General features: G+C 71.4%; 21 protein-coding genes. 15 read left to right on the top strand and 6 right to left on the bottom strand.

Annotated elements, in window-relative coordinates; translation table 11 throughout:
• The first annotated feature begins 305 nt into the window (after positions 1 to 305).
• Complete coding sequence (locus tag OG896_RS15865; RefSeq protein WP_329366015.1) at positions 306 to 2432, top strand: glycosyl hydrolase family 28-related protein; 2127 nt, start codon at positions 306 to 308, stop codon at positions 2430 to 2432.
• A gap of 108 nt (positions 2433 to 2540) precedes the next feature.
• Here the strand turns inward: OG896_RS15865 and OG896_RS15860 are convergent, their stop codons facing one another.
• Positions 2541 to 2846 (bottom strand): hypothetical protein, encoded by a 306-nt coding sequence (locus OG896_RS15860; protein WP_329366013.1) that lies wholly within the window; start codon positions 2844 to 2846, stop codon positions 2541 to 2543.
• Positions 2847 to 3109: 263 nt separating this feature from the next.
• On the opposite strand from OG896_RS15860, the gene OG896_RS15855 reads away from it, so the two are divergent.
• The gene (locus tag OG896_RS15855; RefSeq protein ID WP_329366012.1) at positions 3110 to 3817 is read left to right on the top strand and encodes a TetR/AcrR family transcriptional regulator; all 708 of its coding nucleotides are present in this window, start codon (positions 3110 to 3112) and stop codon (positions 3815 to 3817) included.
• A 33-nt stretch (positions 3818 to 3850) separates the two neighbouring features.
• Here the strand turns inward: OG896_RS15855 and OG896_RS15850 are convergent, their stop codons facing one another.
• Complete coding sequence (locus OG896_RS15850) at positions 3851 to 4279, bottom strand: SRPBCC family protein (protein ID WP_329366011.1); 429 nt, start codon at positions 4277 to 4279, stop codon at positions 3851 to 3853.
• 88 nt (positions 4280 to 4367) lie between these two features.
• Here OG896_RS15850 and OG896_RS15845 point away from each other — a divergent pair, with 88 nt between their 5' ends.
• Positions 4368 to 4913: a TetR/AcrR family transcriptional regulator gene (locus OG896_RS15845; protein WP_329366009.1), complete on the top strand. Its 546-nt coding sequence runs from the start codon at positions 4368 to 4370 to the stop codon at positions 4911 to 4913.
• A gap of 148 nt (positions 4914 to 5061) precedes the next feature.
• Here OG896_RS15845 and OG896_RS15840 read toward each other — a convergent pair whose 3' ends face one another.
• The gene (locus OG896_RS15840; protein ID WP_329366007.1) at positions 5062 to 5673 is read right to left on the bottom strand and encodes a hypothetical protein; all 612 of its coding nucleotides are present in this window, start codon (positions 5671 to 5673) and stop codon (positions 5062 to 5064) included.
• Between the two features lie 106 nt (positions 5674 to 5779).
• Here OG896_RS15840 and hemL point away from each other — a divergent pair, with 106 nt between their 5' ends.
• The 7 genes from hemL to ccsB all read left to right on the top strand — a co-directional run bounded on the left by hemL (position 5780) and on the right by ccsB (position 13872).
• Entirely contained in the window at positions 5780 to 7087 is a 1308-nt protein-coding gene (hemL, locus tag OG896_RS15835) for a glutamate-1-semialdehyde 2,1-aminomutase (RefSeq protein WP_329366005.1), read from the top strand.
• Positions 7084 to 7761, top strand: a complete 678-nt coding sequence (locus OG896_RS15830) for a histidine phosphatase family protein (protein ID WP_329366003.1) — start codon at positions 7084 to 7086, stop codon at positions 7759 to 7761. Before hemL ends, OG896_RS15830 begins: the two co-directional genes overlap by 4 nt.
• Before the next feature lie 318 nt (positions 7762 to 8079).
• Entirely contained in the window at positions 8080 to 9399 is a 1320-nt protein-coding gene (locus OG896_RS15825; protein WP_329366001.1) for a hypothetical protein, read from the top strand.
• Between the two features lie 93 nt (positions 9400 to 9492).
• A complete protein-coding gene (locus OG896_RS15820; RefSeq protein WP_329365999.1) occupies positions 9493 to 10104 on the top strand; it encodes a TlpA family protein disulfide reductase in 612 nt (203 codons plus the stop codon).
• A 1-nt stretch (position 10105) separates the two neighbouring features.
• Positions 10106 to 10873, top strand: coding sequence for a cytochrome c biogenesis CcdA family protein (locus tag OG896_RS15815; protein ID WP_329365997.1), 768 nt, complete (start codon positions 10106 to 10108; stop codon positions 10871 to 10873).
• A gap of 105 nt (positions 10874 to 10978) precedes the next feature.
• Positions 10979 to 12793, top strand: coding sequence for a cytochrome c biogenesis protein ResB (locus OG896_RS15810; RefSeq protein ID WP_329374042.1), 1815 nt, complete (start codon positions 10979 to 10981; stop codon positions 12791 to 12793).
• Positions 12790 to 13872, top strand: coding sequence for a c-type cytochrome biogenesis protein CcsB (gene ccsB, locus OG896_RS15805; protein ID WP_329365995.1), 1083 nt, complete (start codon positions 12790 to 12792; stop codon positions 13870 to 13872). The genes OG896_RS15810 and ccsB overlap by 4 nt, the downstream gene beginning before the upstream one ends.
• A gap of 43 nt (positions 13873 to 13915) precedes the next feature.
• Here ccsB and OG896_RS15800 read toward each other — a convergent pair whose 3' ends face one another.
• Positions 13916 to 14308, bottom strand: a complete 393-nt coding sequence (locus OG896_RS15800) for a PLD nuclease N-terminal domain-containing protein (RefSeq protein ID WP_328467781.1) — start codon at positions 14306 to 14308, stop codon at positions 13916 to 13918.
• Between the two features lie 116 nt (positions 14309 to 14424).
• On the opposite strand from OG896_RS15800, the gene OG896_RS15795 reads away from it, so the two are divergent.
• Both OG896_RS15795 and mqnP read left to right on the top strand, forming a co-directional pair.
• Positions 14425 to 15876, top strand: a complete 1452-nt coding sequence (locus OG896_RS15795) for a menaquinone biosynthesis decarboxylase (RefSeq protein WP_329365993.1) — start codon at positions 14425 to 14427, stop codon at positions 15874 to 15876.
• 142 nt (positions 15877 to 16018) lie between these two features.
• Positions 16019 to 16936 carry a menaquinone biosynthesis prenyltransferase MqnP gene (gene mqnP, locus OG896_RS15790; RefSeq protein ID WP_329365991.1) on the top strand — a complete coding sequence of 306 codons (918 nt, stop codon included), beginning with the start codon at positions 16019 to 16021 and terminating at the stop codon, positions 16934 to 16936.
• Positions 16937 to 17078: 142 nt separating this feature from the next.
• Here the strand turns inward: mqnP and OG896_RS15785 are convergent, their stop codons facing one another.
• Entirely contained in the window at positions 17079 to 18188 is a 1110-nt protein-coding gene (locus OG896_RS15785; RefSeq protein WP_329365990.1) for a hypothetical protein, read from the bottom strand.
• A 141-nt stretch (positions 18189 to 18329) separates the two neighbouring features.
• Entirely contained in the window at positions 18330 to 18887 is a 558-nt protein-coding gene (locus OG896_RS15780) for a rhomboid family intramembrane serine protease (RefSeq protein WP_329374040.1), read from the bottom strand.
• A 393-nt stretch (positions 18888 to 19280) separates the two neighbouring features.
• Between OG896_RS15780 and OG896_RS15775 the strand changes: the two genes are divergently transcribed.
• From OG896_RS15775 to mqnE, 3 genes are all read left to right on the top strand, one after another.
• Positions 19281 to 20057: a UbiX family flavin prenyltransferase gene (locus OG896_RS15775; RefSeq protein WP_329374038.1), complete on the top strand. Its 777-nt coding sequence runs from the start codon at positions 19281 to 19283 to the stop codon at positions 20055 to 20057.
• An 82-nt stretch (positions 20058 to 20139) separates the two neighbouring features.
• Positions 20140 to 20595, top strand: coding sequence for an Lrp/AsnC family transcriptional regulator (locus tag OG896_RS15770; RefSeq protein ID WP_328467791.1), 456 nt, complete (start codon positions 20140 to 20142; stop codon positions 20593 to 20595).
• A 105-nt stretch (positions 20596 to 20700) separates the two neighbouring features.
• Positions 20701 to 21864, top strand: a complete 1164-nt coding sequence (gene mqnE / locus OG896_RS15765) for an aminofutalosine synthase MqnE (protein ID WP_328467793.1) — start codon at positions 20701 to 20703, stop codon at positions 21862 to 21864.
• Positions 21865 to 21894 lie beyond the last annotated feature (30 nt).

Here is a 21894-nt window from a genome sequence, read left to right as displayed (position 1 = left end):
CCCCGCCGTCCCGCCCCCGCCGCACCCGCCCCCGCCGGGCCCGTACGCCACCGCCTCCGCACCCACCGGCCCCGTACGCCCCGCGCACCGCTCGCGCCTCCCCGCGTCGCCCCGGCGGTCCCATCAGCCCCGCTCGCCCCGCCCGTACGGCCGCAAGTACTCTCGATCGTTCCGCAAGAACCCGACGGACAGGCGTAGTTGTTCGCCAAAGACACGAAATACCTGTGCAGGAATCTTGTGGTGGCGGATCGGGCCGCCCTACTGTCACCTCACCGTTTCGCCCCCTCAAGAGAAACGAGCTAGCGATGTCACGGAGCATCACCGGTGCGGTGGCAAGTGGGCCCGGCAGATCCCGACGAAGAGCGGCGGCCGCCTTCGCCGCGGTGACCGCGGCCGCGGTCGGCCTCGGTGTGCTGGCCGGCGCACCCGCGTACGCGGGCGGCGTCGCCCACGGCGGGGGGCCGGGCGCGGGCCAGGCCGCGGCCGTCACCCGCGCCGCCCTCGACCCCTCGCTCGTCGCGGGCCGGGGCGCCGACCTCGGGTTCGCCGAGCAGGAGGCCGAGGACGCCGCCACCGACGGCACGGTGATCGGCCCGGGCACGGCCGCGTACACCCTGCCCGCCGAGGCGTCCGGCCGCAGCGCGGTGACGCTGAAGCCGGGCCAGTACGTCGAGTTCACGCTGCCGAGCGCGGCCAACGCGATCAGCGTCCGCTACAGCATTCCGGACGCGCCAGCCGGCGGCGGCATCACCTCGCCGCTGGACGTCTCGCTGGCGGCGAAGAGCGGCGGCGGTGTCCAGGGCCGCAAGACGATGACGCTCACCTCGCAGTACGCCTGGCTCTACAACCAGTACCCGTTCTCCAACGACCCCGACGCGGACCTGCTCTACCCCGACCAGTGGATCACCGAGTGCGCGTGCGTGCCGGACCAGACCACGCCGACGCCGACGGTCGCCAAGCCGTTCCGCCCCAACCATTTCTACGACGAGCAGCGGCTGCTGCTCGGCCGCACCTACCAGGCGGGGGAGAAGGTCCGGCTCACGGTGCCGAAGGGCGCCGCGACCACCACGGTCGACCTGATGGACTCGCAGCTGGTGGCCGCGCCGAAGATCGACCTGCTGGCGGCGAACGTGCTGGCCTTCGGCGCCGACCCGACCGGCCGCCGGGACTCCGCGGACGCCATCGACAAGGCGATCGCCTTCGCCAGGCGGGCGCACCTGAAGGTCTACATCCCGCCGGGCACCTTCCAGGTCAACCGGCACATCGTGGTGGACCACGTCACGATCGAGGGCGCCGGCAACTGGTACACGGTCATCAAGGGCCACCAGGTCACGCTGAGCAAGCCCGCTCCTGGGGGCACCTCCCAGCCCGCAGGGCCTGGGGGAGGGTCGCTCCACACCGGTGTCGGCTTCTACGGCAAGGACGCGGCGGACGGCGGCAGCAGCGACGTGCACCTGTCCGGCTTCGCCATCGAGGGCGACGTCCGGGACCGGGTGGACACCGACCAGGTCAACGGGATCGGCGGCGCGCTCAGCGACTCCACCATCTCCGGCCTGTACATCCAGCACACCAAGGCCGGCATGTGGTTCGACGGCCCGATGCACGACCTGACGATCACCGGCAACGAGATCGTGGACCAGACCGCGGACGGCATCAACTTCCACACCGGCGTGACCGATTCGGTGGTGCGGAACAACGTCGTCCGCAACACCGGTGACGACGGGCTGGCGATGTGGTCGGACAAGGTCGAGGACGCGAACGACACCTTCGACCACAACACCGTCCAGACGCCGGTGCTCGCCAACGGCATCGCGATCTACGGCGGCACCGACAACACCGTCTCCGGCAACCTGGTCGCCGACCCGATCCGCGAGGGCAGCGGCATCCAGGTCGGCTCCCGGTTCGGCGCCGAGGCGTTCACCGGCCACCTGTGGATCACCGGCAACACCACGGTGCGGGCGGGCACTTACGACCTGAACTGGAACATCGGGCTCGGCGCGATCTGGTTCTACGCGCTGGAGAAGAACATCAGCGCCGACATCGAGGTGACCGGGGACGACTTCCTCGACAACACCTACAACGCGATCATGCTGGTGAGCGACTTCCCGGTGAAGGACCTCTACTCGATCACCAACGTGCACTTCAAGGACATCAAGGTGGACGGCACCGGCACGTCGGTGCTGAGCGCGCGGGTCGCCGGCGGCGCCACCTTCCAGAACGTGGACGCCCGCAACGTGGGCGCGGTCGGCGTCAACAACTGCGGTTCGTTCAACTTCACGCCCAGCGGCTCGGAGTTCACGCTCACCGACCTCGGCGGCAACGACGGCGGGGGCACCACCGGGGACTGGCTCGCCCCGTGGGAACTGCCCAACACGATCACCTGCGACGACCGTCCCGCGGTGGTGCCGCCGCCGGCCCCCTCGGCATGGTGACGCGCTGAGCGCACGCCTTCGGTGAACCGCGGCCGCCCGGCCCTCCCCCCGGGCGGCCGCGGTCGTGTGGGCCCGGCGGCCGATTGCCGGGGCGCGCCTACGGGTTGCCTACGGGTTGGGGCGGCCGGACCTGGTGTTCACCCAGGCCGGGCCGCCCGCCGCGTGGAAGACGGCCATCGGCAGCGCCCCGAGCGCGGCCGCGACGCAGGCCGCGCCGGGGTGGTCGCCGGGGCGGGCCCAGTACAGGCTCAGCCCGGCGACCACGAAGAGCGCCCAGCCCCCGATCGCGTTCGGCACCGGCCCGTTGCCCGTCACGCTCGGGTACGGGCGGCCGGTGATGCCGCTGACGAAGTGCGGCAGCGCGTTCGCGGCCATCAACCCGGCGAACGCGCTGAGCAGGACGGTCTGGGTCATGGCGGTGCTCCTGGAGTCGAGAGCGGGCGGGCCGGTGCGGGTGCGGGTGCGGGTGCCGGTGCCGGTGCCGGACCGCGGCCGGGGTACGGGCCCGGCCGCGGCGCATGGGGGCGCAACACGGCGCAACGCGGTACGGAATGGCGTGAAACGGTGTGTCGCGGCACGCCTCGGCCGCACGACGCGGCACGTTTCGTGCAACGCGTGTTGACTCAAATGACGGTAGCGGTCGCCGGCCCTTCGGTCAACGCGTGTAGGCTGAATCCGTGACGCCCCCGGCTACGCCGCCGACCGCCTCCGGTTCGGCCTCCACCGCCCCCTCCGACTCGGCCTCCGGCCCGGCCCGGACGACCACGCGGGCCGAGCGGCGGCGTGCCACCGAGGCCCGTATCCTCGCCGCCGCGCGCCGGCTGTTCGCCGAGGTCGGGTACGAGCGGGCCACCGTACGGGCCATCGCCGCCGCGGCGTACACCGATCCGAGCCTGGTCACGCGCTACTTCGGTTCCAAGGAGGCACTCTTCCAGCAGGTCGCGCGGATGGCGCCGGACGACGTCTCCGCCGAGACGATCGAGGGGATCGCCGAGCAACTGCTGGCCGCGCTCGCCGACAAGCTGTCGGACGAGCCGACCGACGTGATGGCGGTGCTGCGGTCGATGTTCACCCGTCCCGAGGCGGTGGTGGAGGCCCGCGAGGCGATGCTGGAGCAGCAGCGGCGCACCGCCGAGCGGATCGACGGGGAGGCACCCGACCTGCGGGCGGGGCTGGTCGGCGCGATCACGATCGGCGCGGTCGTCGGGCGGCACCTGCTCGGGCTCGACGGGTTGCGGGACGCCTCGCCGGAGCAGGTCGTCGCGATGCTGCGGCCGGCCTTCCACGAACTGCTCGGCGTCCCGAACCCCCCGAGCGCCCCGAATCCCCCGAACCCCCCGAACCCCCCGGCCGCCCCGAACTCCCCGGCCGCCCCGCCCGGTTAGCCGAAGGACCCTCGCCCGGTTCCGGGGCGCGGCTCACTCCGGGGCGCGCTCCGCGCCGGCCTTCAGGGAGGCGGCCTCGGTGTCGACCATGCGGCGGATCGTGGCGGCGCCGAGGCGGCCGAGGAGGGCGCCGGCCGGGCCTTCCATGGCGAAGGTGAGGACGACCTCGCAGCGGTCCGCGCCGTCGGGGCGGACGACGTGGTCGGCCCACTGCCGGACGCCGCCGGCGCTGCGGCTCCAGCGGAAGCGGCGGCCGGGCTCGACGGTGTCGACGGTGTACGTGGTGGGGCGGCGGCCCGGTTGGGTGAGGGTGACCGGCGTGCCGACGGCGAGTTCGGCCGCGCCGTGGACCTCGGCCGCGGTGACCGTGGGGGTCCACCGCGGCCAGCCGCCGAGGTCGGCCAGCAGCGCCCACACCGTCCGCGCCGACGCGTCCACCCGCATGTGCGTCTCGTACCGCATGCCCGCCTCCCGGGGTCCGGCTGTCTTGACCATTTGGTCAAGTCGCTCGCCCCCACCCTAGCCCTTGCGGTCACGTAGGGTGAGGGATGTGAGCGCGAAGGACGAGTTGACCGGCGCCGTGCTCGATCACCTGCTGAGCGACGCCGGCCGGGAGGGGCTCGACGGGAGCCTGCGCTCGCTCGCCGGGGCGATCGGGGTCGGCCACTCGCTGCTGCTGTACCACTTCGGTTCGCGCGAGGGCCTGCTGGTCGCGGTGCACGAGGCGTGCGAGCGCCGCGAGCGGGCGCACCTCGCGGCCTTCGGCGCCGAGGACGCCGATCCGGCTACGACGATGCGCCGGATGTGGCGGCACCTCGCCGAGCCCCGGATGTGGCCGCTGTACCGCGTCGGGTTCGCGCTGCGGGCCCGCCGGCCCGGCGTGGACGAGACCCGCGAGCCGTGGATCGACGAACTGCTGCCGCTGGTAAGGGCGGTGGGCGTCCCCGCCGGCCGGGCCCGGGCCGAGGCGCTGCTGTGGCTGGCCACCAGCCGCGGCCTGCTGCGGGAACTCACCACGGGCGCCGACCCGTTGGCGGTCGACGCCGCGGCCGAGGCGTTCTTCGCGCACTACGTGACGGCGGCGCGCGAGCGCTGATCCGGGGCCTGCGCCCGCCGACTCGCCTGCCCCGGAAGGGTGTTGTGCGTGTCCAGGCCGTTGCGGTGATCCGCCAGCGGCAAACCGGGCGAAGGGGGTGAAGCGCGCCGCCGGACGAAGGGGCCGGGACGGGTCCCAGGGGGAGGTGCTACGGCCAGACCAGGCAGTAGAGCTGGTGGCCGGACTCCTCGCAGCGGCGGGCGAAATCCTGCCATTCGTGCAGCATCTGGTAGATCACGAACGCGTCGCGCGGGCCGCGCCGGTCGGGCACCGTGGACCAGATGAAGGCGGCGGCGCCCAACGACTCCTCGTTGGCGGTGCGCAGCGGGTCGACCACGGACGCCGGCAGCCGGACCACGGCGTAATCCGGGTGCAGGACGACGAGTTCGAGCGGCGGGACCTTCGACGGAGGTATGCCCTCGATGCCGGTGAGCACCATCGCGGCCATCGTCTCCGGCTTGACCTTGGTGTACATGCCCTGGCCGAGTTCGTCCCCCCCGAGTTCCTCCGGGCGCATGGAGATCGGGACGCGGGCCGCCGTGGCCCCGTCGGGCGCGCCGAAGTACTTGTAGGTCACCCCCACTCGGCCACCCCTGCTCCTGCCCTCTGCGGTCGGTCGCTGTTCCGGGCGGTCGGCCCCGGAGTCGTTGTTCTCCTGCGGTACGCGATCGGCGGGCCGGCGTCGCCGGCCGGTGGGACGGGGGTTTTCGGGCTCGCGATCGCCCGGCACGTCGCCCGGTTCACCACCGCGCTGCTGCATTCCACTACCCGACCATCCGTCGACCCAACCATGCAACCCGATCATCGTCTCAGATACGAGGTCGAGACGTTGCGGCGCAACGCCCGTCGTTTGAGAGCATGTGCCTGTGAGCTATCCGTACGAAGCACCAGTGTCCCAGGAACTCTTCGACCGCGCGGCGGCCGTGACCCCAGGTGGCGTGAACTCCCCGGTGCGGGCGTTCCGCGCGGTGGGCGGCACGCCGCGGTTCATGGTCTCCGGTGCGGGCCCGTACCTGACCGACGCCGACGGGCGCGAGTACGTCGACCTCGTCTGCTCGTGGGGACCGATGATTCTCGGCCACGCGCACCCGGAGGTGATCGCGGCCGTGCAGGCGGCGGTGGTCGGGGGCACCTCCTTCGGTACGCCCACCGAGGGCGAGGTCGCGCTCGCCGAGGCGATGGTGGCGCGGGTCGAACCGCTGGACCAGGTGCGCCTGGTGTCGTCGGGCACCGAGGCCACGATGTCGGCGATCCGGCTGGCCCGCGGCTTCACCGGCCGCGCGAAGGTGGTGAAGTTCGCCGGCTGCTACCACGGTCATGTGGACGCGCTGCTGGCCGCCGCCGGTTCCGGGGTGGCCACCTTCGGGTTGCCGGACACCCCCGGGGTGACCGGCGCGCAGGCCGGCGACACCATCGTGCTGCCGTACAACGACATCGAGGCCGTACGGGCCGCGTTCGCCGCGCACCCGGGAGAGATCGCCTGCGTCATCACCGAGGCGTCGCCGGGCAACATGGGCGTCGTGCCGCCGCGGGACGGCTTCAACGCGCGGCTCAAGGAACTGTGCACGGCCGAGGGCGCCCTCTACATCTCCGACGAGGTGATGACCGGCTTCCGGGTCAGCGCGGCCGGCTGGTACGGCATCGACGGGGTGCGCCCGGACCTGCTGACCTTCGGCAAGGTGATGGGCGGCGGCTTCCCGACCGCGGCCTTCGGCGGCCGCGCCGACGTGATGGCCGCGCTCGCCCCGGCCGGGCCGGTCTACCAGGCCGGCACGCTCTCCGGTAACCCGGTCGCCACCGCCGCCGGGCTGGCCCAACTCCGCCTGCTGGACGCGGCCGCGTACGCCCGGCTCGACGCGGTCTCCGCGCAGATCCGCGAACTGGTGAGCGCCGCGCTGGACAAGGAGGGCGTCGCGCACCGGGTGCAGACCGCGGGCAGCATGTTCTCCGTCTTCTTCACCGACGCCGAGGTACGGGACTTCGACGACGCGAAGAAGCAGGAGGCGTACCGTTTCACCGCTTTCTTCCACGCGATGCTGGCGCAGGGCGTCTACCTGCCGCCGTCCGCGTTCGAGTCCTGGTTCGTGTCGACCGCACACGACGAGCAGGCGGTGCAGCGGATCGCCGCGGCGCTGCCCGCCGCCGCACGTGCCGCAGCGGAGGCCCACGCATGAGTGCCGATCCCACCGAGCTGACCGTCGTGCACCTGATGCGCCACGGCGAGGTGCACAACCCCGAGGGGGTGCTGTACGGGCGGCGGCCCGGCTACCACCTCTCCGAACTCGGCCGGCAGATGGCCGACCGGGTCGCCGGGCACCTGTCGGGGCGTGACATCCGCCACGTCGTCGCGTCCCCGCTGGAGCGGGCGCAGGAGACCGCGGCGCCGATCGCGAAGGCGTTCTCGCTGGACATCGCGACCGACCCGCGGCTGATCGAGGCGGCGAACATCTTCGAGGGCAAGACCTTCGGGGTCGGCGACGGCGCGCTGAGCCGGCCGGCGAACTGGAAGTACCTCACCAATCCGTTCCGGCCGAGCTGGGGGGAGCCGTACGTCGACCAGGTGGTGCGGATGATGGCGGCGCTGGGCGCGGCGCGGGACGCCGCGCGCGGGCACGAGGCGGTGTGCGTCAGCCACCAGTTGCCGATCTGGATCGTGCGGTCCTACGCGGAGCGGCGCAGGTTGTGGCACGACCCGCGGAAGCGCCAGTGCACGCTGGCGAGCGTGACCAGCTTCACGTTCCAGGGCGACGAGATCATCTCCGTCGGCTACAGCGAGCCGGCGATCGACCTGGTCCCGGCGAGGTTGCGGGCGGGCGCGAAGCCGGTACGGGGCTCGGTGGGCGCGTAGGCGCGTAGCCGGCAGGCGGGTAGGCGCACCCTGGGTCCGTCACGGAAGAGGGTGCGCACGTAGGTAAGGGGCGCTGGGAGGTACTCCCCGCGCCCCTTTTCGCTGCCCTTTTCCGTCAGGGCACCGTGCCCCTTTGCTTGGCACCCTTCTCGCGCATATGCCAGCTCCGGGCCTCTTTTAAGGTGATCTGTTTAGCCCATAAGTGGGCTATTCGGCGGAGAGCCCCCGTTTCCCCATGACCGTGAGGAAGTGGTGAGGGGCAACGACGCGGACGCAGAACGCAGACGCAGAACGCAGACGCCGAGAGACGGGGATCGCATGAGTGCCATGACCCGAAGGGCCCTGTTGACCACCACCGCCGGAGCCGCCGCGGGTGTCGCCGTGGCGGGCTGCAGCGCCAAGGAGGGGGGCACCTCGGGTTCCGCCCCGAGTGCCCGCAAGACGGGGGAGCACTCCGGCGCGAGTGGCGCGAAGGCCCCGTCGACGACCGTGCGGCTGATCGGCGACGGCTCCACCGCCGACACCGGCCCGCAGCCCGGCCAGCCCGTGGTGGACCGGCTGGAGCCGGGCCAGACGCCCCCGCAGTTCGTGGTCTTCTCCTGGGACGGCGCCGGCGAGATCGGCAACGGCCTCTTCCCCCGCTTCCGCAAGCTCGCCGACGACCACGGCGCCAAGATGACCTTCAACCTCTCCGGCCTCTACCTGCTGCCGGAGGGCAAGAAGCTGCAGTACGCGCCGCCGAACAGCCCGCTCGGCGCATCCGACATCGGGTACCTCGCCGACGACCACATCAAGATGACGCTCGACAACCTGCGGCAGGCGTGGAACGCCGGCCACGAGATCGCCACCCACTTCAACGGCCACTTCTGCGCCGGCGCCGGCAGCGTCGGCCGCTGGACCCCGGCGGACTGGAAGAGCGAGATCGACCAGGCCGTGTCGTTCGTCACCCAGTGGAAGACGAACACCGGCTGGCACGACGACGAGCCGCTGCCGTTCGACTACGAGAAGACCCTGATGGGCGGCCGCACCCCCTGCCTGCTCGGCCAGGACAGCCTGCTGCCCACCGCGGCCGCGCTCGGCTGGCGCTACGACACCAGCAACCCCGGCGGCAACCAGACCTGGCCGGACAAGATGCAGGGCCTGTGGAACTTCCCGCTCCAGCTCATCCCGTTCCCGGGGCACACGTTCGAGGTCCTGTCGATGGACTACAACATGCTCGCCAACCAGTCCCACGCCGCCACCAAGTCCGACCCGCGCAACTACCCGTACTGGCGCAGCCAGGCGACCGCCTCGTACGTCGCCGGGTTCCAGCGCGCCTACGAGACGAACCGCGCGCCCTTCTACATCGGCAACCACTTCGAGGACTGGAACGGCGGCATCTACATGGACGCCGTCGAAGGTGCCTTCCAGCACATCGCCTCGCTCGGCTACAAGGACGTGCGGCTGGTCTCCTTCCAGCAGCTCACCGACTGGCTGGACGCCCAGGACCCGGCGATGCTGGCCAAGCTGCGCGAGCTGGAGGTCGGCGGGCAGCCGCCCGGCGGCTGGAAGGAGTTCACCGGGCAGGTGCCGGCCTCCGACGCGACCGGGGCCGCCCCCGCGACCGGAGCCGCGCCCTCGGTGCCGGCGGCGACCTGACCCTCGCATCCTTACTTGGGGCAATTGCCGTCTTTGGGGTTGACGGTGGGGGGGTGCGGAAGATCGTCCGAGGGCCCATGCGAAACTTTTCACATGAGTTCTCCGTGCGCCTTCGGTCGCCGCCTGCTCCGTCGTGCCGCCGCGCCGGCCGGAGCCGTGGCGCTGGCGCTGACGCTCGCCGCATGCAGTTCGTCCACGTCGTCGTCCGGCGCCGGCAACTCCAACTTCGTCGGTGGCAACGGCGACATCACGATGGTCAAGGCCGGCCAGCGCAAGCCCGCCCCGGAACTGTCCGGCAAGACCGTGGCCGGCGCCACCACCAGCCTCGCCGCGTACAAGGGCAAGGTCGTCGTGGTCAACATCTGGGGGTCGTGGTGCGCGCCCTGCCGGGCCGAGGCGCCCAACCTGGCCAAGGTCGCCACGGCCGAGGCGGGCAAGGGCGTCCAGTTCCTCGGCATCAACACCCGTGACCTGGACCGCTCCAACGCCGCCCGGTTCGACAAGCGCTTCGGCATCACCTACCCGAGCCTGTACGACCCGTACGGCAAGCTGATCCTGAAGTTCCCCAAGGGCAGCCTCAACCCGCAGAGCCTGCCGGCCACCCTCGTGATCGACCGGCAGGGCCGGGTCGCGGGGCGGGCGCTGGCCGCGCTCACCGAGGACCAGCTGCACAAGCTGATCGACCCCGTCGCCGCGGAGAAGTGACGTGGCGGGCGGCACTCTCCTCCTGGCCGGCAGCGCGGACACGGTGACGTCCGGAGCGCTCATCGCGGCCATACCGATCGCGATGTTCGCCGGGCTGATCTCCTTCGCCTCGCCCTGCGTCCTGCCGCTCGTGCCCGGCTACCTCTCCTACGTGACCGGCGTCACCGGCAGCGACCTCGGCGAGGCCCGGCGCGGGCGGATGTTCGCCGGGTCGCTGCTGTTCGTGCTCGGCTTCAGCGCGGTGTTCGTCTCCGGCGGTGCCCTGTTCGGCAACTTCGGCTCCGACCTCCAGGAGCACCGGCAGCTGCTGACCCGGATCTTCGGCTCGCTCACCATCGTGCTCGGGCTCGCCTTCATGGGCATCCTCGGCGGCATCACCCAGCGGGAGTTCCGCTTCCACTACCGGCCCGGGGTCGGGCTGGCCGGCGCCCCGCTGATCGGCGCCATGTTCGGGCTGGGCTGGACGCCCTGCGTCGGACCGACGCTCGGCGCGGTGCAGTCGCTGGCCTTCAGCAACGCCAGCGCCGGGCGCGGCGCGCTGCTGATGGTCTTCTACTGCCTGGGCCTCGGGGTGCCCTTCATCGTGGCCGCGCTGGCCTTCCGCCGTACGCTGGGCGCCTTCGGGTGGGTCAAGCGGCACTACGCGTGGGTCATGCGGATCGGCGGCGGCATGCTCGTCGCCGTCGGGGTGCTGCTCGTCACCGGCGTGTGGGACCACATCACCTACCAGATGCAGATCTGGTCCAGCGGCTTCTCCACAGGGGTCTGAACCGTGAGCATCACGCACAAGCCAAGCGACGGCCGTGTCCCCGGCCAGGGCCCCGGGCCGGACGCCGGCCGGGACCGCGACGTCCGGGAGGACCAGGACCCCGGCATCCAGGAAGAGGGGACCGGCGGCGAGGACGGCCTCGGTGCCGCGGGCGCGCAGCTGTCCACCCAGCCGGTGGACACCCTGGCCAGCGGGCCCTCGCTCGGCGTGCTCGGCTGGCTGCGCTGGATGTGGCGGCAGCTCACCTCGATGCGGATCGCGCTGATCCTGCTCTTCATGCTGTCGCTGGCCGCGATCCCCGGCTCGCTGATCCCGCAGCACAGCGACGAGCTGAAGGTCGCGGCGTTCAAGAAGGCGCACCCGGACATCAGCCCGCTGTACTCCAAGCTGGACCTGTTCCACGTCTACGGCTCGCCGTGGTTCTCGGCGATCTACATACTGCTGTTCATCTCGCTGGCCGGCTGCATCGTGCCGCGCAGCTGGCAGTTCGTCGGGCAGCTGCGGGCCAAGCCGCCGGCCGCGCCCCGGCACCTGGTCCGGCTGCCCGCGTACAGCACCTGGCACACCGACGCGAGCCCGGAGCAGGTCGCGCAGGCGGCCCGGAAGGCGCTGCGCGGGCGGCGGTTCCGGGTCAACGCCACCGGCACATCGGTGGCCGCCGAGAAGGGCTATCTGCGGGAGGCCGGCAACCTCTGCTTCCACGTGGCCCTGTTCGGCCTGCTGATCGGCTTCGCCTGGACCTCGCTGAACGCGGCGTCCGGCGGCAAGCTGGTCGTCGAGGGCCAGGACGGCTTCGTCAACAACCTCACCCAGTACGACGACTTCTCCGGTGGCACGCTCTACGGCGCCGACGACCTCAAGCCGTTCGGCTTCACGCTGGACAGCTTCGACGACCAGTACGCCACCAGCGGCCCGGAGCGCGGCACCGCGCTGAAGTTCCAGGCGAACATCCACTACTGGAGCGGCACCAGCGGCGCGCACACCACGAAGGGCACGATCTCCACCAACCACCCGCTGAACATCGGCGGCGAGAAGGTGTACCTGATCTCGCACGGCTACGCGCCCGTGGTCACCGTCAAGGACGCCCAGGGCAATGTCGCCTACCAGGGCCCGGTGCCGTTCCTGCCGCAGGACGCCAACCTGACCTCGACCGGTGTGATCAAGGTCCCGGACGCGATGGGCAAGAACGGCAAGCCCGACCAGCTCGCGTTCGAGGGCTACTTCACGCCGACCGGTGACACCTCGCGCGGCCCGATGTCGCTCTTCCCCGGCGAACTGCAGCCGATCCTGTGGCTCAACGCCTACCACGGCGACCTCGGCCTGGACTCCGGCATCGCGCAGAACGTCTACCAGCTCGACACCACGCACATGAAGCAGTTCAAGCTGAACACCAAGACCGGTGTGAACGGCGTCGCGCTCGGCCCGGGCGACTCCATGGACCTGCCCGGCGGCGCCGGCACCCTGGAGTTCGACGGGGTCAAGCGCTGGGCCAGCTTCAGCATCTCCCACCAGTCCGGCAACGAGCTGGCTCTGGTCAGCGGCATCGTCGCGATCCTCGGCCTGATGGGGTCGCTGTTCATCCAGCGGCGCCGGATCTGGGTGCGGGCGGTGCCGTCCGACCGCGGCACCCTGGTCGAGATGGGCGGCCTCGGCCGCAGCGAGTCGGCCAGGATCGCCGACGAGTTGGGCGAACTCGTCGACCAGCTCCAACCGGCCGCCCCGGTCAGATCCGCCGCCGCGCGGACCGACGACCCCGAGCCGGCCGACGACTCCGCTGCCGATCCGGCCACCGGGTCCGCGTCCGAGCGCCCCTCCGATACCGCCGACGAGGCCACACCCGGGACCGTATCCGGGTCCGGCGCCTCGAACGCCCCCGACGAACCGCAAACCCCGCCCGACGACGAAGGAGCCCGCGCGTGAACCTCGCGGCCGCGGTCAACGAGAACTTCGCGAACTACAGCAACTACCTGATCCGCTCGGCCATGTTCGTGTACGCGCTGGCCTTCCTCGCGCACCTCGCGGAGTGGGTCTTCGGCGGCCGCAGCAAGATCGCCGTGCAGTCGGCCGCGCTCACCCGGGAGGCGGCCCAGGACGCGGCCACACCCGCGGTGGCAGTGCGCTCGGCAGGCGGCACCACCACGCTGGAGCGCCCCAAGGTCGTCACCCGCTCCTCCGCCAGCGACCGCGACATCGCGGACGGCCCGGGCGCCGCGGGCGACAACGACAAGGGCGACCTGTACGGCAGGATCGCGATCTCCTTCACCGCCCTGGCGTGGCTGCTGCACGTCAGCGGCGTCGCCTTCCGGGCCGCCTCGGTGCAGCGCGCGCCGTGGGGCAACATGTACGAGTTCTCCACCACGTTCGGCGCGGTGGCGGTCGGCGCGTACCTGCTGCTGCTGGTGCTGAAGAAGAACGTCCGCTGGATCGGGCTCTTCCTGACCACGTCGGTGCTGCTCGACCTGGGCCTGGCGCTGTCGGTGCTCTACACCTCCAGCGAGCAGCTGGTGCCGGCGCTGCACTCGTACTGGCTGTGGATTCACGTGTCCTGCGCGATCATCTCCGGCGCGGTGTTCTACCTCGCGGCCGTCGGCACGCTGCTCTACCTGTTCCGCGACCACTACGAGATGGCGCTGCTGGCCGGGCGGGCGCAGGACAACCGCTGGGGCGACATCATGCGGCGGCTGCCGGCCGCCGCGAGCCTGGACAAGTTCGCGTACCGGATGAACGCGCTGGTCTTCCCGCTGTGGACGTTCACCATCATCGCGGGCGCGATCTGGGCGCAGGCCGCGTGGGGCCACTACTGGGAGTGGGACCCGAAGGAGACCTGGTCGTTCATCACGTGGGTGGTGTACGCCGGTTACCTGCACGCCCGCGCGACCGCCGGGTGGAAGGGCCGCAAGGCCGCGTACCTGGCGCTGGTCGCCTTCGCGTGCTTCCTGTTCAACTACTACGGCGTGAACATCTTCGTGACCGGCAAGCACTCCTACGCCGGGGTGTGACGAAGCTCGCCTCGCGGCGTACCGCTCACCGGGACGGTACGGCTCACTCGCCTTCGGGGGAGGGGGCCGTGCCGTCCCCGCGCTTCTGCCGGTTCAGCTCGGCGAGCGAGCGCAGGAACTCGGGGTTGTCGTCCGGCGGCACCCAGTCCTCCCGCGGTGCCTCGAGCAACTGGCCGTCCAGCGGCCGGCGCTCGGCCGGGCGGGACAGCTCAGGCCCCCACGTGGGGCGGACCGCGCCGCGCGGGCCCGGCACCCGCCGCTTGCCCAGCGCCAGCCAGGCCAGCGGGCCGATCAGGATCTCGCCGAAGAAGAGCACGATCAGCAGCCAGACCACCTTCGGCAGGCCGCGCACCTGCCGGTCCGGCGTGCCGAGGCAGTCCACGAACGCGTATATCCATACCGCGATCACCAGCAGGAACGGCATGTAGCGCGTCATTTCGAGAACCCCGGCACCATGTTGACCAATCCTTGACCCCACCCAGGTTACGTCCTGGCGTCCGGCGTCCGGCGGCCCGGCCGCGTACCGCCGCCACGGGGTGGAAGACTGACCGCATGGCTTACGACGATCTCCGCTCGCTGCTGAGGGCACTGGAGAAGGACGGCGACCTCAAGCGGATCACCGCCGAGGTGGACCCGTACCTCGAAGTCGGGGAGATCACCGACCGGGTGAACAAGGCCGGTGGCCCCGCGCTGCTCTTCGAGAACGTGCGCGGCTCGCTCGCCCCGCTGGCGATGAACGTGTACGGCACCGACCGGCGGCTGCTGAAGGCGCTGGGCCTGACGTCGTACGCCGACATCGGGGAGAAGATCGGCGGGCTGCTCAAACCGGAGCTGCCGCACGGGTTCGTCGGCGTGCGGGAGGCGTTCGGCAAGCTCGCCGGGATGGTGCACGTGCCGCCGAAGAAGGTGAAGGACGGCCCGGTGCAGGAGGTCGTGCTCACCGGCGACGACGTGGACCTGGACCGGCTGCCCGCGCTGTTCACCTGGCCGCAGGACGGCGGGTCCTTCTTCAACCTCGGCCTGACCCACACCAAGGACCCGGTCAGCGGGGTGCGCAACCTCGGCCTGTACCGGCTCCAGCGGCACGACCGGCGCACCATCGGGATGCACTGGCAGATCCACAAGGACAGCCGCAACCACTACCAGGTCGCCCAGCGGCGCGGCGAGCGGCTGCCGGTGGCGATCGCGTTCGGCTGCCCGCCCGCGGTGACCTACGCCTCGACCGCGCCGCTGCCCGGCGACATCGACGAGTACCTGTTCGCCGGGTTCGTGCAGGGCAAGCGGGTGGAGATGGTGGACTGCAAGACGGTGCCGCTCCAGGTGCCCGCGCACGCCGAGGTGGTGCTGGAGGGCTGGCTGGAGCCCGGGAAGACGCTGCCGGAGGGGCCGTTCGGCGACCACACCGGCTTCTACACCCCGCAGGAGCCGTTCCCGGCGCTGACCATCGACTGCGTGACGATGCGGAAGCGGCCGGTGTTCCAGTCGATCGTGGTCGGCCGCCCGCCGACCGAGGACGGGCCGCTGGGGCGGGCCACCGAGCGGTTCTTCCTGCCGCTGCTGAAGATCATCGTGCCGGACATCGTGGACTACCACCTGCCGGAGGCGGGCGGCTTCCACAACTGCGCGATCGTCTCGATCGACAAGAAGTACCCCAAGCACGCGCAGAAGACGATGCACGCGGTGTGGGGCGCCCACATGATGTCGCTCACCAAGCTGATCGTGGTGGTGGACGCCGACTGCGATGTGCACGACCTGCACGAGGTGGCCTGGCGGGCGTTCGGCAACACCGACTACTCCCGCGACCTGACGGTGGTGGAGGGCCCGGTCGACCACCTCGACCACTCGTCGTACCAGCAGTTCTGGGGCGGCAAGGCCGGCATCGACGCGACCCGTAAGCTGCCGGAGGAGGGCTACACCCGTGACGGCGGCTGGCCGGAGATGGTGCTCTCCGACCCGCAGACGGCGGAGCTCGTGACGAAACGGTGGAAGGAGTACGGATGGTGAGCGACGCACGCGAGGCCGCCGGGCGGCTGCCGAAGACGAGAACCGCACTTTCGTGCCGAGCGGGCGGTGGGGGTACTCCCCCTGGCTCCGCCGGGGGCACCCCCACCCAGGCGGCAGCGCTGGGAGAGAGCGGAGACGAGCTGTGAGCGCCACGACGCCGGATCTGTTCGAGTCGGAGCCGCGGCCCGACAGCAGGGTGCGGGCCTTTCTGCGGCTGGTGATGATCGAGCACTCGGTCTTCGCGCTGCCGTTCGCGTACATCGCCGCGCTGACCGCGATGTTCCGCGAGAGCCACAGCGTGCACTGGCGCCAACTGCTGCTGGTGACGGTGGCGATGGTGGGCCTGCGGACCTTCGCGATGGCCTGCAACCGGATCATCGACCGGGAGATCGACGCCCGCAACCCGCGCACCGCCAAGCGCGAACTGGTCACCGGCGCGCTGTCGGTGCGCTCGGCGTGGACCGGGGCGCTGGCGGCCGTGGTGGTCTTCCTCGGCGCCGCCGCGCTGCTCAACCCGCTGTGCCTGGCGCTGGCGCCGGTCGCGGTGGTGCCGATGGTGGTCTACCCGTACGGCAAGCGGTTCACCAACTTCCCGCACGCGATCCTGGGTGTCGCGCAGGCGATGGGGCCGATCGGCGCGTGGCTTGCGGTGACCGGCTCCTGGGACTGGCACGCGGTCGTGCTGGGCCTGGCGGTCGGGGTGTGGATCGGCGGGTTCGACCTGATCTTCGGCAGCCAGGACGTGGCCGCGGACCGGGCGCACGGCGTGAAGTCGGTGCCGGCCCGGTTCGGCATCCCGGCGGCGCTGTACGGGGCGCGGGTCTGCCATGTGATCACCACCGCGCTGCTGGTCTGGTACGGCGCCACGACCGGCGCGGGCGGCTTCTGGTGGGTGGGCATGGCGATCGTGGCCGGCGCGTTCGTCTACGAGCACTCGATCGTCAAGCCGCACGACCTGAGCCGGCTGAACCGGGCGTTCTTCACGGTGAACGGCGTCATCGGCATCACGCTCTTCGTCTTCGCGCTCTTCGACCTGATCGCGCGCGGCCTGGGCTGGTAGCGGGCAAACGGACATGTGAACGGCCCCGGCGGGAGGGTGTGATCCGCCGGGGCCGTCGCCGTCCTGTGTCACGCGTCTCGCGGCCCGCGCCGCACGGCACGCCTCACCGGGCGGGCGTCGTGCGGCGCGGGTGGGGCCGCGCTCAGAACATCGAGTTGTCCGAGCCGTCGCCGCCGAACTGCTTCATGATCGCGCTCACCACGTCCTGCGGGTTGAGCGCGACCGCGCCGCTCGGCGCGGAGATCGGTGCCGCGCTGCCCTTGAACCCGATGGTCAGCGGCAGCGGGCCGGTGGACTGGCTGTCCAACTGGTGGATGTCGAAGGTGATCGACTCGATCTTGCCGTCCTTGATGGCGACGTCGGCCGCGACCTTCTTGTTCGGCACGCCCTCGGCCTTCTGCAGGCTGTCCAGGTCGGACTGCTTCATGCCGGGGATCTGCTTGAGCGCCGGGGTGACGCCCGTGGCCACGTCCTTCGCGAACTGCTGCGCGGGCACGGTGACCGTGATGTGGTCGGCGCCGCCCTTCTTGCCGGCGTCGGCGAAGGTGGCGTCCTTCGTCAGCGCGGCGCGCAGCGAGGTGACGATCTGGTTCTGGGTCTGCGGGTCGAGCGTCGGGGTGGTCGAGCCGGAACCGCTGTCCGCGCCCTGGGCGGCGAGGGCGCTCTTGACGAACGCGCTCCACACCGTCGGGTCGATGCTGACCCACTTGCCCTTGAGCGCCGACCCCACCGAACCGGGCGTGCTGGTCAGGCCGTTGAGGTACTGCTCGTTGAACTGGTTGATGGAGTCGCCGTCGGACTTGCTGGTGTCGAGCTTCTCCAGGCCCTGGATGTCGGCCCGCAGGTAGACCTTCTGGTCGACCATGCGCACCTCGATCAGCTTCTTGCCGCTCGGGCCGTCGGTGGAGAGCAGGAAGCCCGCGGAGGAGCCCTTGGTGGCGTCCGCGCCCTTGCCGAAGCTCTTGCCGAGCAGGTTCAGCGACTGCTGCGAGCTGCCGCCGATCGTGACGTGCAGCGAGGCGAGCAGGTCGGCGTCGGCCTGCGTGAAGCCGTCCTCGTTCTTCATGGCCGAGTAGATCTGGGCGGAGGTGCCGCTGAAGCCCAGGTCGACGGAGACGGTGTTCTGCTTGCCGAGTTTCTGGAAGGCGTCGCTCACCTTTCCCTGGGGCGAGGCGGGGCTGTCCGCACCGCACGCTGCGGACCCGGCGGATATGAGGGCCACCACTCCGGCGGCGGCGAGGCCCTTGCGCATGCTGATGATGACGAACTCCTAGGAAAGGGGTGGGTAAGTGGACGAGCTGGAGCAGAAGCGTAACTGTGCGGGCGCTGTGGAATCACCCGGGTTGTTCAGGGCGAGTTGCCGGCCGGTTGGTTGCCGGAATCCGGCAACCGCTCAGCCGCCGTACGGTGGTTCGCCGGCCCGTACCTCGGCCGGCCGTTCACGGAACAGGTAGGCCGCGGCCACCCCGCCGACGAGGCCGAAGAGATGGCCCTGCCAGGAGACGCCGGTGTGCACCGGCAGCACGCCCCACAGGATGGAGGTGCCGTAGTACGCCCCGACGAGCAGGCCCACCACCAACTCCAGCGCGCGGCGGTCGACGAAGCCGCGCACCAGCAGATAGCTGAACAGGCCGAAGATCAGGCCGGACGCGCCCGCGGTGTTGGTGTGCGCGGGGGAGAACGCCCAGACGCCGAGCCCGTCGATGACGATGACGGCGAAGGCCACGCCCAGGAAGCGGCCGATGCCCCGCAGCGCGGCGATGAAGCCGAGCACCAGCAGCGGCAGGGTGTTGGACGCCACGTGCCCGTAGCCGAAGTGGATGAACGCCGAGGGGACGATGTCCACCAACTCGCCGGCCCTGCGCGGCTGGACGCCGAGGCTGTCCAGCCGGTGGCCGGTCGTCATGTCGACGACCTCCAGGGCCCACAGCAGCGCCACCCAGGCCACCATCAGCACTGCGGCGGAGGCGAGCCGGTCGCCGGCCGTGGCGGACGTGGTCCGGTCACGGGCGCGCAGCGGTGCGAGCAGCGCCCCCCCGCGGCCGGTGTACGCCGCGATGCGTCCGTACGCCACCGAATCCCCCCAATCCCGCCACGTCCCCACGTGGTTCAGTGCTCTCCAGTGTGCACGACGCCGCCGACACCGTCTGCGGTTCCCGTCCCGCTCGGGCCGATCGGCCGGAACCGTCCGTACCGGGGGAGACCCGGGCGAACCTGCCCGGGTCGGCGCCTTCCGCAGGTCGCGGCTACGCTCGACCGCGTGGAGGACGCGGACCGGGACGACCTGGACAACGTGGGCGGCAGGGACGGCGTGACGGACGCGGACGCCGGCCGGGGCGCGGGCGTGGGCGGCGGTGCGCCGGGGCGCGGTGGGCGCACCCCGTGGATCGTCGGCGTCTCCGGCGCCTCGGGCACGCCGTACGCGGCGGCGGTGCTGCGCGCGCTGCTGGCCGCCGGCGAGAGCGTGGACCTGGTGGTCAGCCGGGCCGCCCGGCTGACCCTGCTCGACGAGACCGGGGCGGCGGTGCGGGACGCGCACTGGCGGGAGGACCTGGCGCGGTGGCTGGCCCGCGGCGCCGACGGCCGTCCGGACGCCTTCGCCCCCGGCCCCGACCTGGCGGCCGTACGGTACTGGCCCGCGGGCGACCTCGCGGCCGGGCCGTCCTCGGGTTCGTATCCGGCCAAGGGCATGCTGATCGTGCCGGCCAGCACCGCGTGCGTGGCCGGGGTGGCGCTGGGCCTTTCCAAGGACCTGTTGCAGCGCGCGGCGAGCGTCACGCTCAAGGAGCGCAGGCCGCTGGTGGTCGCGGTGCGCGAGACCCCGTTGAGCGGTCAGACGCTGCGCCAGCTCACCGCGTTGGCCGACGCGGGCGCGGTGGTGCTGCCCGCCTCACCGGCGTTCTACGCCGGCGGCACCACGGCGCAGGAACTGGTGGACTTCGTGGCCGGGCGGGTGCTGGACGCGGCGGGCGTGCCGCACCGGTTGTACCGGCGGTGGACGGGCGAGCTCGGCGGTGCGTCGGGCGAGCGGGACGGGGCGTCGGGCGGGACACCGCACGGATCTTCCGACGGGTCGTCCGACGGGCCTTCCGACGGGTCGTTCGGCGGCATCGAAGTGTAGATGCGCAGGGCAAGAACCGTTTCATGCCTTAGATTCGTGTCCTGACAGCGCAGTCACCAGGCGAACGGGAGGGTCCAATCCGATGGACGCGGTGGACAGGCAGCTCATTCAGGCGTTGCGCGAGAACGGCCGGGCGTCCTACGCCGAGCTGGGCCGGCTCGTCGGTCTGTCCGGGCCGAGCGTCACCGATCGGATCAACCGCCTGGAGCAGGCTGGCGTGATCACCGGTTACCGCGCGACCGTCGCCCCCGCCGCGATGGGCCTGGGGGTGACCGCGCTGGTCGGGCTCCAGCTGTCGGACGCCGCCGACCACGAGGAGGTGGCCCGGCGGCTGTCGGACCTGGACGAGATCGAGGACTGCTGGTTCATCGCGGGCGACGACTCGTACATGCTCAAGGTCCGGGTCGGCGACGTGGACGGGCTCGAACACACCATCCGCAGGCTGTCCGGCACCAAGGGCGTGGCGAGGACCCGTACCACCATCGTGCTCTCCACCAAGTGGGAGAACCGGGTCGGGCACCTTCCCGAAGAGGTGTGACCGGGGCACTTCCGCCGGCTGCGCCGGGAGGTGCCCCCACCGCCGGCCGCGGGTCGGGGGAGTACCGTCGGGTGGGCCGAACCGCGTAGGAGGAGAGACACAGACATGGACGCTGGGCTCAAGCGCGAGCTGGAGGAGAAGGTCCACGCCGGCGAGCGGCTGACCCGTGAGGACGGGGTCGCGCTCTACGAGTCCGACGACCTGGCGTGGCTGGGCGGCCTCGCGCACGAGGTGCGCACCCGCAAGAACGGCGACGTGGTCCACTTCAACGTCAACCGCCACCTGAACATGACGAACGTGTGCACCGCGTCGTGCGCGTACTGCTCCTTCCAGCGCAAGCCGGGCGAGAAGGACGCGTACACGATGCGGATCGAGGAGGCCGTCCGGCTGGCCAAGGCCATGGAGGGCGACAACCTCACCGAGCTGCACATCGTCAACGGCCTGCACCCGACGCTGCCGTGGCGGTACTACCCGCGGTCGCTGAAGGCGCTCAAGGAGGCGCTGCCGCAGGTCTCGCTGAAGGCGTTCACCGCCACCGAGATCCACCACTTCGAGACGATCTCGGGCCTGTCCGCCTCCGACATCCTCGACGAACTGATCGACGCCGGCCTGGAGTCGCTGACCGGCGGCGGCGCCGAGATCTTCGACTGGGAGGTGCGGCAGCACATCGTGGACCACCGCACCCACTGGGAGGACTGGTCCCGCATCCACCGGCTGGCGCACTCCAAGGGCCTCAAGACCCCGGCGACGATGCTCTACGGCCACATCGAGGAGCCCCGGCACCGCGTCGACCACGTGCTGCGGCTGCGCGAACTCCAGGACGAGACCGGCGGGTTCCAGGTCTTCATCCCGCTGCGCTACCAGCACGACTTCGTGGACATGAAGGACGGCAAGGTCCGCAACACCCTCCAGGCCCGCACCACCATGGCCACCGGCGCGGAGGCGCTGAAGACCTTCGCGGTGTCCCGGCTGCTGTTCGACAACGTGCCGCACGTGAAGGTGTTCTGGGTGATGCACGGCCTGTCCACGGCCCAACTCGCCCTCAACCACGGCGCCGACGACATGGACGGCTCGGTCGTCGAGTACAAGATCACCCACGACGCGGACGACTACGGCACGCCCAACAAGCTGACCCGCGACGACATCCTCGACCTGATCAGGGACGCGGGCTTCCGTCCGGTCGAGCGCAACACCCGCTACGAGATCCTCCGCGAGTACCCGGGCCCCGACGGCTCCCGCCGGGAGTCGCCGCAGCCCATGCGGGTGTGACGCGGGTGACAGGAAAACGGCGGGCGGCCG

The organism is Streptomyces sp. NBC_00669 (assembly GCF_036226785.1).
In the GTDB taxonomy this organism is placed as follows: domain Bacteria; phylum Actinomycetota; class Actinomycetes; order Streptomycetales; family Streptomycetaceae; genus Actinacidiphila.
This window is presented reverse-complemented; position numbering and strand designations above follow the sequence as displayed.